General features: G+C 74.5%; 5 protein-coding genes. 1 reads left to right on the top strand and 4 read right to left on the bottom strand.

The annotated features are described in order from the left end of the window. The 4 genes from ACFQ7Q_RS35025 to ACFQ7Q_RS35010 form a co-directional block, all read right to left on the bottom strand. A partial coding sequence (locus ACFQ7Q_RS35025; RefSeq protein ID WP_383562372.1) for an SDR family NAD(P)-dependent oxidoreductase occupies positions 1–11,296 on the bottom strand: 11,296 nt, incomplete at its 3' end. A 90-nt stretch (positions 11,297–11,386) separates the two neighbouring features. Further along, positions 11,387–12,220, bottom strand: a complete 834-nt coding sequence (locus tag ACFQ7Q_RS35020; RefSeq protein ID WP_383562370.1) for a thioesterase II family protein — start codon at positions 12,218–12,220, stop codon at positions 11,387–11,389. Next, on the bottom strand, positions 12,217–12,453 hold the full coding sequence (locus ACFQ7Q_RS35015) for an acyl carrier protein (protein WP_383562368.1): 237 nt from the start codon (positions 12,451–12,453) through the stop codon (positions 12,217–12,219). Before ACFQ7Q_RS35015 ends, ACFQ7Q_RS35020 begins: the two co-directional genes overlap by 4 nt. Continuing rightward, positions 12,450–14,333: an HAD-IIIC family phosphatase gene (locus ACFQ7Q_RS35010; RefSeq protein WP_383562366.1), complete on the bottom strand. Its 1,884-nt coding sequence runs from the start codon at positions 14,331–14,333 to the stop codon at positions 12,450–12,452. Before ACFQ7Q_RS35010 ends, ACFQ7Q_RS35015 begins: the two co-directional genes overlap by 4 nt. Before the next feature lie 281 nt (positions 14,334–14,614). On the opposite strand from ACFQ7Q_RS35010, the gene ACFQ7Q_RS35005 reads away from it, so the two are divergent. Continuing rightward, on the top strand, positions 14,615–14,761 hold the full coding sequence (locus tag ACFQ7Q_RS35005; RefSeq protein ID WP_383562364.1) for a hypothetical protein: 147 nt from the start codon (positions 14,615–14,617) through the stop codon (positions 14,759–14,761). Positions 14,762–14,914 lie beyond the last annotated feature (153 nt).

Here is a 14,914-nt window from a genome sequence, read left to right as displayed (position 1 = left end):
GGTTGTGGGGGTTGGTGGTGTCGCAGGCTTCGATGCGGATGGTGGCGCCGTGGGTGGTGAGTTCGTGGTGGAGTTGGGTGGCTCCGGGTGCGTTGGTGCCGCGTCGGCTGGTGAGGATGAGGTGGCGTGCGCCGTGGTGGGTGACGAGGTGGCGGGCGAGGAGGCTGCCGAGCGCGCCGGTGCCACCGGTGATCAACACCGTCCCCTCCGGATCGAAGGCCCGCTCGCGTGACGTTCCCTCCGCGTCCGTGGCGGTTGCGGGCGTGCCGGATCGGGCCAGCACAGGTGCGTACAGCAGGCCGTCCCGTAGCGCCACCTGACCCCGGCCGGTCGCGACCGCGGCGGGCACGAGGGCCGCCTCCGCAGCCGTGCCGCCGTCGGCCCCCGCGTCCGGTGCCAGGTCCAGCAGGGTGAAGTGGCCCGACGTCTCCGCCTGCGCGGTGCGCAGCAGACCCCACACCGTCGACACCCCGACGGCCGACGAGGTCACCCGGGGGTCCGGGCCCGCCGCGGCGGCGCCCCGCGTGACCACCACGAGCCGCGCGTCGGCCAGCCGCTCCTCCGCGAGCCATTCCTGCACCACGGAGAGGGCGTCCACCGCCGACTCGTGGGCGGCGACGAGCACGTCGTCACCCCGCTCCCGCAGGGGCAGCACGACCACGGACGGCACCGGGTCGCCCGCGTCCAGCGAGGCCCGCAGCCCCGCCAGGTCGGCGTGATGCGCCCGGGCGCCGAGCCGCTCGGCGAGGTCCGCGCCGTCCTTCCCGAGCACCGCCCATGAGGACGCCGGCGCGTCGGCGTCGGCCGGCCGCTCGGCCGGCACCTCCTGCCACCGCAGGACGTACAGCGGATCCCGGGAACCCGCGGAGGCATCGGCGAGACCGCTGAAGTCCACGGCCCGCAGGGCGAGTTCGGTCACCGTGGCGACCGGGGCGCCCGTCGGGTCGGCCAGCGTCAGGGTCGCCGTGTCCGAGCCTCGTCGGCGCAGCAGGGCCCGTAGCCGGGTGGCGCCGGCGGCGTGCGCCGTGATGCCGGACCAGCTGAACGGGACCCGCAGCGGCGCGTCCGGATCGGCGACGAGCAGGGCGTGCAGAGCGGCGTCGAGGAGCGCGGGGTGGAGGGTGTGCCCGGTGGTGTCGGTGCCTTCGGGGAGGTCGACCTCGGCGTAGAGGTCGTCGCCGTCGCGCCAGAGGGCGGTGAGGCCCTGGAAGAGCGGGCCGTAGGCGTAGCCACGCGCGGCGAGTTCGTCGTACGCGCCGGCGAGGTCGACGGGCTCGCCGGGCGGCGGCCAGGCGAGGTGCTCCGCCTGCGGGGCGGTGGGAGCGAGGGAACCGGCGGCATGCCGGGTCCAGGCTCCCTCCTCCTCGTCGGTGCCCGCGGCACGGGAGTGCACCGTGAGCGGCCGGTGGCCCGACTCGTCCGCGGAGCCCACCGTCACCTGGAGGTCGACGGCCGCCGACTCGGCCAGGACGAGCGGGGCCTCCAGGGTGAGGTCCTCGACCGATCCGGCGGCCGTGAGGTCCGCCGCGTGCAGGGCCAGGTCGACCAGGGCCGCCCCGGGAAGCAGGACCGTCCCGGCGACCGCGTGCTCGCCGAGCCACGGATGCGTACGGAGCGAGACGCGGCCGGTCAGCACGAGACCGTCGCCCTCCGCCAGCCGTACCTCCGTGTCGAGCAGGGCGTGCCCGGACCCGGCCCCGCCCGCCGACTCCGTGCGCGGGGTGAGCCAGAAGTGCTCCTGCCGGAACGGATAGGTGGGCAGGTCCTCGGGATGCTCCGGGGTGCGCTCCGGCCGCCAGGCGGTGGGGGAGTGCCCGCTGGTGTGCAGCCGGGCCAGGGCCGCGCCGAACGTGCTGCCCTCGTCACCGCCGCGACGCAGGGTCGGGGTGAGCACGGCCGGTCCGGAGAGCGACTGCCGGGCGAGCGCCGTGAGGGTGGCGTCCGGGCCCAGCTCGACATAGCGGGCGACCCCCAGCTCCTGGAGGGCACGCACATGGTCGGTGAAGCGGACGGCGTCGCGGATGTGCGCGGTCCAGTAGGCGGCGGTCGTCGGATCGCCCGCGGTGACGAGCGGGATGGACGGCTCACGGAAGCGGATCTCCGCGACGGCCTCCCGGAACGCCTGCAGCACCGGCTCCATCAGGGGCGAGTGGAAGGCGTGGCTCACCTTGAGCCGGGTGGTGCGCCGGCCGAGGGCCGTGAAGATCTCCCGTACCGCGAGCGCGTCCTCCTCCGCACCCGAGATCACGGTGGAGTCCGGCGCGTTGAGCGCGGCGACGGACAGCCGTGGCGTCAGATGGGGGAGCAGCTCCTCCTCGCCGGCCTGGACGGCGATCATCGCGCCGCCGGCCGGCAGATCCCGCATCAGCCGTCCCCGGACCGCGACGAGCCGGGCGGCGTCGTCGAGGTCGAGCACGCCGGCGGCGTGCGCGGCGGCGATCTCGCCGATCGAATGCCCCGCCATGTGGTCCGGGACGATCCCCCGGTGCTCCAGGGCCCGGTAGAGCGCGGTCTGCAGCGCGAAGAGGGCCGGCTGGGTGTAGTCGGTCCGGTTCAGGAGCTCCGCGTCCTCCCCCCACATCACCTCGCGCAGCGGCCGGTCGAGATGCGGGTCGAGCGCGGCGAGCGTGGCGTCGAGAGCGGCGGCGAACACCGGGTCGGCGGCGTGCAGTTCACGCCCCATGCCGAGCCGCTGGCTGCCCTGACCGGTGAAGAGGTACGCGGTGCCTCCGGGCGCCGCCGTGCCGCCGACCAGGCCGGGTGCCTCCGCGCCCTCCGCGAGTGCGGCGAGGCCGGTGAGGAGCGCGTCGCGGTCGGCGGAGTCGACGACCGCCCGGTGCTCGAACCGGGCGCGGGCCGCGAGCGAGGCCGCGATGTCCCGGACGGGCGTCGCCGGGTGCTCGACGGCGTACGTGTGGAGCTGCCGCGCCTGCTCTCGCAGCGCCTCGTCGCTCTTGGCCGACAGCAGCCAGGGAAGCGCGGCGGGTTCATCGCCGGCCGACGCGGCGTCGGCCTGTTCGATGACGACGTGCGCGTTGGTGCCGCTGATGCCGAAGGAGGAGATGCCGGCCCGGCGCGGCTCGTCACCTGACCGCGGCCACTCCCGGTTCTCGGTGAGGAGCCGTACGGTGCCGTCGGACCAGTCGACATGGTCGGTCGGCTCGTCCACGTGAAGGGTCCGGGGCAGGACCCCGTTCCGCATCGCCATGATCATCTTGATGACACCGCCGACGCCCGCCGCGGCCTGGGAGTGTCCGATGTTGGACTTCAACGAGCCGAGCCAGAGCGGGTGCTCGGCGTCCCGCTCGCCGCCGTAGGTGTTGAGCAGCGCCTGCGCCTCGATCGGGTCGCCGAGCCGGGTGCCGGTGCCGTGCGCCTCGACGGCGTCCACCTGGTCCGCGGTGAGCCGGGCGTTGGCGAGCGCCTGGCGGATCACGCGCTCCTGCGAGGGTCCGTTCGGCGCGGTGAGACCGTTGCTCGCGCCGTCCTGGTTGGTGGCCGTGCCCCGCACCACCGCGAGGACCGGGTGCCCGTTGCGCACCGCGTCCGAGAGCCGCTCCAGGAGCAGCAGGCCGACGCCCTCGCTCCAGCCCGTCCCGTCGGCCGTGGTGGAGAAGGACTTGCAGCGGCCGTCGGGGGAGAGGCCCCGCTGCCGACTGAACTCCACGAAGGTGCCGGGCGTCGCCATCACCGTCGCGCCGCCGGCCAGCGCCAGCGAGCACTCGCCCTGCCGCAGCGACTGCGCCGCCAGGTGCAGCGCCACCAGCGACGACGAGCACGCCGTGTCCACGGTGATCGCCGGGCCTTCGAGTCCGTACGTGTACGCGATCCGCCCCGACACCACGCTGCCGGTGTTGCCGGTCAGCAGGATGCCTTCCAGATCCTTCGGCATGTGCTGCACGGGCGGCGCGTAGTCGTGGTACATCGTGCCGGCGAACACGCCGGTGTCGCTGCCCCGTACCTCGGCCGGGTCGATGCCGGCCCGCTCGAAGGTCTCCCAGGTCGTCTCCAGGAGCAGTCGCTGCTGCGGGTCCATGGCGGTGGCCTCGCGCGGGCTGATGCCGAAGAACTCGGCGTCGAACTCGCCCGCCCGGTAGAGGAAACCGCCCTGGTCCGTGCTCGACCTGCCGACGGCCTCGGGGTCGGGGTCGTAGAGGTTCTCCAGGTCCCAGCCGCGGTCCCGCGGGAAGGGGCCCACGGCGTCGGTCCCCTCGGAGACCAGCCGCCACAGGTCCTCCGGCGAGGAGACCCCGCCCGGGTAGCGGCAGGCCATGCCGATGATCGCGACCGGCTCGTACGAGGCGCCCGCCCCGCCGCCCGTCGCGGCCCGCACGACCGGAGCGGCCCCGCCCGCGGTCCCCGTCGTCAGCCGCTCCCGCAGATGCGCCACCAGGGCCTGCGGGGCGGGGTAGTCGAAGACAAGCGTGGCCGACAGCCGAAGGCCGGTCGCCGTGTTGATCCGGTTGCGCAGCTCGACCGCGCTGAGCGAGTCGAATCCGAGGTCCTTGAACCCGGTGGTGACGTCGACTGCCGCCGGTGACGCGTGGCCGAGCACCGCCGCGGCCTGCTCGCGCACGAGCTCGGTGATCCTGCGGATCTGTTCGCCCTCGTCGAGACCGGCCAGCTCCGCGGCGAACCCGCCGTCACCGCCCGGCGCCGCCGCGCCTGCCCGGCGCAGGGGCGCGCGGACCAGCCCGCGCAGCAGCGGGGGCACCCCGCCGGAGGCCGCCCGGGCCCGTACCGCCGCCAGGTCCAGGCGGGCGGGCACGAGCAGGGGCTCCGGGCGGCCGAAGGCCGCGTCGAACAGGGCGAGCCCGTCGGCCTCCGTCATCGCGGCCACACCGGAGCGGGCCATCCGCGCCAGGTCGGAGCCGCCCAGCTTCTCCCCCATGCCGCCCTCGCCCCACAGGCCCCAGGCGAGCGAGGTCGCCGGGAGGCCGAGGGCGTGGCGGTGGTGGGTCAGTGCGTCGAGGAAGGTGTTGGCGGCGGCGTAGTTCGCCTGCCCGGCGGCACCGATCAGACCGGAGACGGACGAGTACACGACGAACGCGGAGAGATCCAGGCCGGCGGTCAGCTCGTGCAGATGGAAGGCGGCCTCCGCCTTCGGGCGCACCACGGAGTCCAGCCGTTCGGGAGTGAGCGCGGTGACCACACCGTCGTCGAGGACACCCGCGGTGTGCACGACGGCGGTCAGCGGATGCGCGGCGTCCACCGACGCCAGCAGCGCGGCGACCGCGGCGCGGTCCCCGGTGTCGCAGGCCTCGATGTGCGCCTCCGCTCCCAATTCCGCGAGCCGGGCCACGAGTTCGGTCGCACCCGGGGCGTCGGCGCCCCGGCGGCTGGTGAGCAGGAGGTGGCGTACGCCGTGCTCGGCGACCAGATGCTCGGCGAGCAGCCGGCCGAGCCGTCCGAACGCCCCGGTGATCAGCACGGTCCCATCGGCAGCGAGCGGCCTCGGCGCGCTCTCCGCGTACGGTCCGTCCACCGGCGTCGCATCGGCGACCCGGGCCAGCCGGGGCACGTGGATCCCGCCCGCGCGGACCGCGCTCTGCGCCTCCCCGGACGCGGCGACGGCCCACAGCCGCCCGAGCGACTCCGGTGCGCCGTCGACGTCGACCAGCGCGAAACGGCCCGGGTACTCCGACTGCGCCGAGCGCACCAGGCCCCACAGGGGCGCGGTGACCAGGCCCTCCGCCGTCACTTCCGGCGCCACACCGGCCTCGGCGACGCCCGTTCCCACGGCATCACGCGTCACCACCAACAGGCGGGTGTCCGCGAGCTGTTCGTCGTCCAGCACGGCCTGCACCGTGGCGAGCGCCTCGTGCGCGGCACGCCGGGCCGCGCCGAGCGGGAGCTCCGGACCGGAGCCCGCGGCGGACCCGGGCGCGTACACGGCGAGTTCGGGCGCGGTCGTCGTTCCGGCGTCCAGAGCAGCCCGGAGCGCGGCGATGTCCGCGTACGGCTCCGCGCCGAGCGTGGCGGCCAGCTCCCGGGACTCGGGGGAGTCGCCGAGCACGACCCGACGCCCCTGGCCGGCAGCCTCGGCCTCCGTCCCCGTGACCGCGTCGGCCGCGAGCGACGGCTGCCAGGCGACCGTGAACAGCGGGTGCCGCCGGGCGGGTGCGTCGAGGCTCGCCGTGGACGCCTCGCGCAGCACCAGCGACTCGACCACCGCGACCGGAGCCCCCGCGGGGTCGTCGAGACGCAGGGTCACGCCGCCGTCGGGCGAAGGGCGCGCGCTCACCCGCAGCCGGCTGGCGCCCGTCGAGTACAGCGTCACCCCGCCGAACCCGAACGGCAGAAGTCCTTCCGCGCCGTCGACGAGCGGGTGGAGTGTGGCGTCGAGGAGTGCGGGGTGGAGGGTGTGGCCGGTGGTGTCGATGCCTTCGGGGAGGGTGATCTCTGCGTAGAGGTCGTGGCCGTCGCGCCAGAGGGCGGTGAGGCCCTGGAATGCGGGGCCGTAGCTGTAGCCGTGGGCGTCGAGACGCTCGTAGAGGCCCGTGAGGTCGACCCGTTCGCCCGCCGGAGGCCAGGCGAGCGGGGAAGGGGCGGGGTCGGTGTCCGTCAGGGTGCCGGAGGCATGCCGGGTCCAGGGCTCCGACTCGTCCGTACGCGCATGGACGGTGAGCGCCCGCCGACCGGCCGGGTCCGCCGCGTCCACGGTCACCTGGAGGGTGATCGCGGCGTCGGGCCGCAGGACGAGCGGGGCTTCGAGGGTGAGTTCCTCCACCGTCCGGGTCTGCGTGAGCCCGGCCGCGTGCAGGGCGAGGTCGGTGAAGGCGGTGCCGGGCAGGAGGGTGGTGCCGGCGATGGTGTGGTCGGCGAGCCAGGGGTGGGTGCGCAGGGAGATCCGGCCGGTGAGCACCAGCTGGTCGGAGTCGGCCAGCGTGACCGCCGCGCCCAGCAGGGCGTGGTCCGTCGCGGTCAGCCCCGCGGCGGTGACATCGGTCGTGGCGCGTTGCGACGAGAGCCAGTAGTGATCCCGCTGGAAGGGGTAGGTCGGCAGGTCGTCCGGGTGGGCGGGCGTGTGCGCGGGGTGCCAGGTCGAGGGGGAGTGGCCACCGGTGTGCAGACGGGCCACGGCGGTGGCGAAGGTGCCGGCCTCGGGGGCCTTCTTGCGGAGCGTGGGCGCCAGGGTCGCGGGCGCGGTGAGGGTGTCCTGCGCCAGGGCGGTGAGGGTGGCGTCGGGGCCGAGTTCGAGGTAGCGGGTGGTGCCGTCGGTTTCGAGGTGTTGGATGCCGGGGTGGAAGCGGACGGCTCGGCGGATGTGTTCGGCCCAGTAGGCGGGGGTGACGAGGTCGTCGCCGGTGGCGGGGAGTCCGGTGACGTTGGAGATGACGGGGATCTTCGGGGTGTGGAAGGTCAGGCCGGTGATGGCCTGGCGGAAGTCGTCGAGGACGCCGTCCATGTGGGCCGAGTGGAAGGCGTGGCTGACGGTCAGACGGGTGGTCTTGCGGCCGTCGGCAGCGAAGTGCTCCCGGAGCGCCTCGGCCTCCGCCTCGTCACCGGAGATCACCAGCGAGCCGGGCGCGTTGAGGCCCGCGATGCCGATCCCCGCCGTGAGCCGGGGAAGGACCTCGTCCTCGGTCGCCTGTACCGCGATCATGGCGCCGTCGGAGCGGGCGGACTGCATGAGCCGGCCCCGGGCGGCGACCAGGGTCACCGCGTCGGCGAGGTCGAGGACCCCGGCGGCATGGGCGGCGGCGATCTCGCCGATCGAGTGGCCGATCAGCACGTCCGGGACGATCCCCCGGCTCTCCAGGGTCCGGTGGAGCGCGGTCTGCAGCGCGAACAGGGCGGGCTGGGTGTACTCGGTCCGGTTCAGGAGCTCGGCGTCCTGCCCCCACACCACGTCCCGCAGCGGCCGCTCCAGGACGGCGTCGAAGCGGTCGCACACGTCGTCGAAGGCGGCCGCGAACACCTGGTCGGCGGCGTGCAGTTCACGCCCCATGCCGAGCCGCTGACTGCCCTGGCCGGTGAAGAGGAAGGCCGTCTTGCCGGTGGTCGCGGTGCCCGTCGTCAGGCCGGGCGCCTCGGCGCCTTCGGCGAGCGCCGCGAGGCCGGTGAGGAGGGCGTCGCGGTCGGTGGTGTCGACGACGGCTCGGTGGTCGAAGCGGGTACGGGCGGCCAGCGAGGCCGCGACCCGCTCCGTCGGAACGTCCGGGTGCCCGACGGCGTACGTGTGGAGCTGCCGCGCCTGCTCGCGCAGCGCCTCGTCGCTCTTGGCGGACAACAGCCAGGGCAGCGCGGGGAGTACGGAGACCTCGCCCTCGGTGCCTTCCGGCGCCTGCTCGATGACGACGTGCGCGTTCGTGCCGCTGATGCCGAAGGAGGACACGGCCGCGCGACGCGGCCGGTCGTCGGTGTGCCACGGACGCTCCTCGGTCAGCAGCCGGACCGTGCCGTCCGACCAGTCGACGTGCTCCGTGGGCCGCTCGGCGTGCAGCGTCCTCGGCAGCCGGTCGTGCCGCAGCGCCATCACCATCTTGATGACACCGCCGACACCGGCCGCCGCCTGCGCGTGACCGATGTTGGACTTCAACGAGCCGAGCCAGAGGGGGCGTTCGGCGTCGTGCTCGCTGCCGTAGGTGTTGAGCAGCGCCTGTGCCTCGATGGGGTCGCCGAGCCGGGTGCCCGTGCCGTGCGCCTCCACGGCGTCGACGTCACCGGGCGTCAGGTCCGCGTCGGCCAGGGCCTGGCGGATCACGGCCTCCTGGGAGGGTCCGTTGGGCGCGGTGAGACCGTTGCTGGCGCCGTCCTGGTTGGTGGCCGTGCCCCGCACGACCGCGAGGACCGGGTGCCCGTTGCGCACCGCGTCCGAGAGCCGCTCCACGAGCAGCAGGCCCACGCCCTCGCTCCAGCCGGTCCCGTCGGCCTCGGCCGAGAACGCCTTGCAGCGGCCGTCGGGGGAGAGGCCCCGCTGGCGACTGAACTCCACGAACATGCCGGGGCTCGCCATGACGGCCGCGCCGCCGGCCAGCGCCAGCGAGCACTCGCCCTGGCGCAGGGCACGCGCGGCCAGGTGCAGGGCGACCAGGGAGGAGGAGCAGGCCGTGTCCACGGTGATCGCCGGGCCTTCGAGGCCCAGGGTGTACGCGATCCGGCCGGAGGCGACGCTGCCGAGCTGACCGGTCAGCAGATAGCCGTCGAGGCCCTCGGTGGCCTCCGCGAGCCGGGGGCCGTACTCGAGCCCGTACGTGCCGGCGAAGACGCCGGTGTCGCTGCCGCGCAGCGACGTCGGGTCGATGCCGGCGCGCTCGAAGGTCTCCCAGGCCGTTTCGAGCAGCAGCCGCTGCTGCGGGTCCATCGCGGTGGCCTCGCGCGGACTGATGCCGAAGAAACCGGCGTCGAACTCGCCGGCCTCGTGGAGGAACCCGCCCCGCGCGGTGGACGACTTGCCGGCGGCCTCCGGGTCGGGGTCGTACAGGTCCTCGTCCCAGCCGCGGTCGTCCGGGAACGGACCGATCGCGTCCGTCCCCTCGGTCACCAGGCGCCACAGGGACTCGGGCGAGTCGACCCCACCCGGGTAGCGGCAGGCCATGCCGATGATCGCGATCGGCTCGCCGGGATCGGCCGGTGCCCGCCGGGCGGTCGCGCGCGGCGCCGCCGTGTCGTAGAGCAGCGTGTACAGATGCGCGGCGAGCGCCTCCGGGGTGGGGTGGTCGAAGGCGACGGCCACCGGCAGACGTACACCGAGGGCCTGCGCCAGACGGTTGCGGAGCCCGACGGCGGCCGAGGACTCCAGGCCCAGGTCGCGGAAGGTGTCACCGGGCGAACCGACCGTGCCGCCGGGACCGGCCCCGAGCACTCCCGCCGTCTGTTCCCGTACGAGCCCCAGCAGGCGCCGGCAGCGCTCGGCGGGGGCCAGCGCGTCCAGTTCCGCCCGCAGTTCGGTGACCGGTCCCGCGGTCTCGGCGGCGTCGGCCGCGGTGTCGTACGCGGGCAGCTCCAGCCGTACCGGCTCGCCCTCGGCGCCGGCATCCGCCTCGGCCGCGCCGTTCGCGGTCGCCCGGGCCGGGTCGACGGGGACTCCGTGCGCCCACAGGTCGGCGAACGCCGCCGCCAGCGCCCGGTGGCCGTCCCGGTCGCGTACCAGCGACCCGGTCACGACGGCGTCCCCCGCCCGGCCGGCGTCCTCGACGATGTCCTCCACGGCCATCTTCAGCACCGGATGCGGGCCCGCCTCCAGGAACGCCCCGTGGCCGTCGGCGAGCAGTGCGCGCACCGCCGACTCGAAGAGCACCGGCCGGCGCAACTGCCCCGCCCAGTACGGCCCGTCCAGCTCCACGGCGTCCAGCAGGGCGCCGCGCGCCGACGAGTAGAACGGGATCCGGGACACGGTCGGGCGCACGGACCGCAGCCCGTCGAGCAGCCGGTCCGTGATCGCGTCCACCTGGCCGACGTGCACGGGGAAGTCGGCTCGGATCCGCCGCGTCCGCACCCCCTCCGTCGAGAGGGCCGCCTCCAGCTCGGCCAGCGCGTCCTTGTCGCCCGACACGGTCACCGAACCCGGTCCGTTGACCGCGGCGAGACCCAGCCGGTCACCCCAGGGGGCCAGCCGCGCCCGCATCTCCTCGGCCGGCAGCAGCACCGCCACGATGCCGTACCCGCCCGACAGCTCCTCGGTCAGCGCCGCGCCCCACACCGCCGCGATCCGCAGCGCCTCGGACCGGGGCAGCGCGCCGCACGCGTGCGCGGCGGCCATCTCGCCGATGCTGTGTCCCACCACCGCGACCGGCTCGACGCCTCGGGAGCGCCACTCGGCGGTGAGCGAGATCATCACAGCGACCAGCGCCGGCATCACCACAGCCGCGGACTCCAGCGGCGGAGCGCCCTCGGCACCCCGCAGGACCTCGACCAGATCCCAGCCCACCAGCGGGCGCAGCTCCTCGGCGCAGGCCTCGACGCTCTCCCGGAACGCCTCGGACCCGTCGAGCAGATCGACCGTCATCCCGTCCCAGTGCGCACCGAAACCGGGGTAGACGAACACGGCGCCCGGTGCGCCGCCCGCCCCCGGCACCCGGCCCTCGCGCAGTCCTTCCGCGGTGGCCTCCTCGATCCGTCCGGCCGCCAGCGCGCGCAGTCCCGCGAGCAGTTCGTCGCGGTCCCGGCCGAGCAGGACCGCACGGTGCGCGGCCGCCTCGTCGGCGGCGGTCAGCGCGGCAGCGGCCGACGCGGGCGAGAGGCCGGGGAGGGTGTCGAGCAGTTCCGCCGCGGCGGCGGCGCGCGCACGCAGCGAGGCCGGTCCGGGCGCCGAGACCGGCCACAGTACGACGGGGTGGGGTGCAGCAGTCATCGTCTACCGTCTCCGAATTTCGGTTGCGCGGGATTCAGGTGGAACAGGGAGTGCGAGAGGGAAGGAGCGCCGGATGCCGGGGTGCGGCCGTCAGGACCGGGCGGCGTGCTCGGCGGCGAGCAGCGAGGAGACCAGCCGGAGCACGATCGCGGGCGCGGACCGGTGGAAGAAGTGCCCGCCGGTCAGGGTGAAGACCCGGAAGTCCGCCGAGGTGTGGCGGGCCCAGTCGGCCGCGATCCGGGGCGTCACCAGCGGGTCGCTCGACCCGGCGAGCACCCGGACCGGGACCGGCAGGGGCTCGTGTTCGGAGCCGGGAACGCGGCTGTGCGCCAGGCGCAGGTCGTCACGGAGCACGGCGACGGCGAGCCGCAGCCACTCCGGGTAGCGGAGCACCAGCTCCGGCAGCCCGTCGAGGCGGGTCATCCAGGCCGTCAGCTCCTCGTCCGTGAGCCGCTCCGGCGAGATGTCTCCGCGCGGGGTGTGCGGCGGGGGACAGGCGCCGACCAGCAGCTGGCGCGGCGGTGTGCGGCCCTGGACGATCCGGCGCCGGGCCAGCTCGTAGGCGACCATGCCGCCCATGCTGTGCCCGTAGAAGGCGTACGGCGCGTCCATCAGGGGGTCGAGCGCCTCGTCCAACTCGTCGACGAGCCGGGCGAAGTCGTGCAGCCGGGGCTCGCGGACCCGGTGCTCGCGGCCGGGCAGCTGCACCGGTACGACGGAGATCGCACCGCCGAGCCGCGGCTGCCAGCCGGAGAACGAGGAGGCGGCCCCGCCGGCGTGGTGGAAGCAGAACAGCCGCAGCCGCGCGGCGTCCGGCTCGGCCTGCCGGGGGAGCAGATACGCCGAACGGGCCGGACCGGCGAGGCCACGGGCCCGGCCGGCGTCCCCGTCGGCCGCTGCCGCCGGGCCCGCGCCGCCGGTCATGGCTCCACCGTCTGCGCCGTCAGCGTGTAGATGTCGCGCAGGCTGGTCGACTCCAGCACCTGCGCCATCGGTACCCGCTGCCCGGTCTCCCGCTCGATCGCGGTGAGCAGGGTCAGCAGGTGCAGCGAGTCCCAGCCGGGCAGCTCGTCGAAGCCGGCACCCACCGTCGCGGGCGTGAGGGACAGGCCGATCTCGCTGTGGACGAGGGAGAGGAAGTCGTCGAGGCTCTTCACTGGTGCAGCCCTCCCAGGCTCAGGGTCAGCCGGATGTGCTCCGGCGGCTCGGGGATCTCCGCCAGGTCGTGGCGGTAGAGGGTGGGGGCACCGTCGGTGCCCCCGCCGGCCGGGCTGAAGCCGTTGCCGGGGTAGAAGTCCTGGACCTTGCCGTTCTTGGCCGACGGCCGGTAGCCGGCCCGCACCGAGCGCAGGCCCTCGTCCCGGGCGTGGCCGAGGATCGCCGAAAGGCAGGCCTGCTCGATGCCACGGGCGAACACCCGGCAGCTGAGCAGGAAGTTGTCGATGATGAGCGTGTCGTCCTCGCGGTGGGCGAGGACGGCGCCGACGACCCCGTTGTCGCCGAACCGGTCGCCGGAGCGGATGGTGAGGACCAGGGAACCGGGCGCGGCGGCCCGCTCGGCCACCTCGGACTGCTGGAGCCGCTCGGTGGTCAGGTTGAACTGGTTCGTACGCAGCGTCAGTTGGGACACCCGCGCCAGCTCGGCCGGAGAGGCGTCGGCGAACCGCACGTGGACGTCCAGCTCGCGCAGATAGTCGTCGAGGGAGGAGAAGCTGTGCAGGAAGTCCTTGCGGTCCAGCTCCTCCCGGTACCGCTCGGGGCGCTTCAGATCGTCGGACGTGATGTCCCGTACGTCGAACCAGCCGTCCCGCAACAGCTTCTCGACGTGCAGCGCCGGCTCGTCGTCCAGGGCCACCACGGCGACGTCCGGAAGCTCGCGGGCGACGAGCCCGCACTCGTACGGGCTGTCGTCGGCGAAGACGAAGCTGTCCACCCCGAGATTGAGCTCGGCGGCCAGCTCGCGCAGATTGTCGTGCTTGGGGCGCCAGTTGGCGATGACCCGGACGAAGTCGTCCTCGCGCAGCGTCATGTCGGGATGGGACCGCAGCACCTCGCGCACCGGGTCCAGATCGTTCTTGCTGACCGCGGCGAGCAGCACCCCCTGGGACGCGATCTGCCGGGCGGTCCGCTGGAACCGGCGGAACGCCTCGCCCCGGTAGGAGCCGGCGACCTCGATGCCCTCGATCCCGTCGTCGCCGAGGATCCCGCCCCAGACCGTGTTGTCCAGGTCGAGGACCAGGACCTTCTTCGCGCGGCCGGTGGACGCGCGGAGCAGATGCGCCACCTCACGCGCGTACGCCTCCTGCGCCTCGGGCGACAGCTCCGTGTGCGTGTAGACACCGAGCCGGTCGTCACGGAGCGGCAGCTCCGCGCCGAGCAGCGGGTCGAGATCGAGGACGGTCAGGGCCGGGTGGTCGTCCATCAGCCGCAGCAGCCGCGCGTTGGCCTCCCGCCACACGGCGCCGAGCCTGGCCCGGTCGCGTACGCCGATCAGCTGCGCCGGCCACTCGCCCGGCAGCGGCAGGGTGTTGAACACCAGCGTGCCCTGCCCCGCTCCGTCGAAGGCCGTCGCCAGCCCGTCGAGCAGCGTCAGCTTCTCGTCGAACACCCGGCGCACGTCCTCCGGGCTCCAGGGCACGGGGACCTCGTCGAAGACCACGGAGGCGTCCAGCAGGCACACGACCGCGTCGGGCTTCGCCGCGTACAGCTCGCTCGCGGAGTCCGACAGGTCGAAGACGTAGCCGTCGAAGTCGGACACGTGAGGGCGCAGCAGCAGACCGTGCCGGGCCAGCTCGGCCGTGACCGGCGCGACGAGCCCGGACACGGTGCTGTGCCCGGTGAACGCCACCGACAGGACCGGTGTGTCCGGGTGCTCGGCGAGCACGGCGTCCGCGCCGAGGCGCGCCAGCAGGTTTCCCGCCCAGCGTGTCCCTGCCGCGTCGCCCGCGCCTATCAGGCCACGCACCAGCGGATACTCGGCGGCCACGCGGCCCTGCTCGTGCAGCGACCGCAGCGTGTCGTCCGTCTTCTCGACCATTCCCAGCTCTCCCCGTACGTCGGGTACGACGCGGCCATGCTTGGCGAGCGGCCTAAAGCGGCCCTAACAGCCGTCTAGGGCCCGGCGTTCCAGGTCGCACCGGCCGCCGGGGTCGGTCGCCGGCGCCGCCTCGGCCGGTCGTCGGGGGTGGGCCGGGACGGAGATTAGGGGCCCTTAAGTGGCGGTTTGGAGACCCCGCCTAGATCTTCATCCCGCACCACGGCGTGATCGGTGACCGGCCGAACCGGCCACCGCACGACCGCGACTCTTCGGAGGAACACATGGCAACCGCCCTCACCGCAGAGCTGGAGTTCGACCTCGACCTCGACCTGGAGGTCGTGGTCCAGGACTCGCCCGCCATGGAGGCCAAGTCCTTCACGGGTACCGGCACCTGTCTCTCCTGCCCGGTCACCTCCTGGCACTGCTGATCGGCCCGGAAGCGCCGACCGGCTGACGAGCCGACGGCGTGACGAACCGACCAGCTGACCGGGTGCCGGGCGGCACGGCCTGCCAGGGCCGCGCCGCCCCGCGCTCACAAGTCACCACCACCCACAGAACGGACCGGGGACGGACACAAGACG

The organism is Streptomyces sp. NPDC056527, assembly GCF_042794475.1.
GTDB lineage: Bacteria > Actinomycetota > Actinomycetes > Streptomycetales > Streptomycetaceae > Streptomyces.
This window is presented reverse-complemented; position numbering and strand designations above follow the sequence as displayed.

What these genes read in the sequence shown, in the direction of transcription:
- ACFQ7Q_RS35005 (WP_383562364.1), top strand. Translation starts at nt 14,615, where the DNA reads ATGGCAACCGCCCTCACCGCAGAGCTGGAGTTCGACCTCGACCTCGAC.
- ACFQ7Q_RS35010 (WP_383562366.1), bottom strand. Translation starts at nt 14,333, where the DNA reads ATGGTCGAGAAGACGGACGACACGCTGCGGTCGCTGCACGAGCAGGGC.
- ACFQ7Q_RS35020 (WP_383562370.1), bottom strand. Translation starts at nt 12,220, where the DNA reads ATGACCGGCGGCGCGGGCCCGGCGGCAGCGGCCGACGGGGACGCCGGC.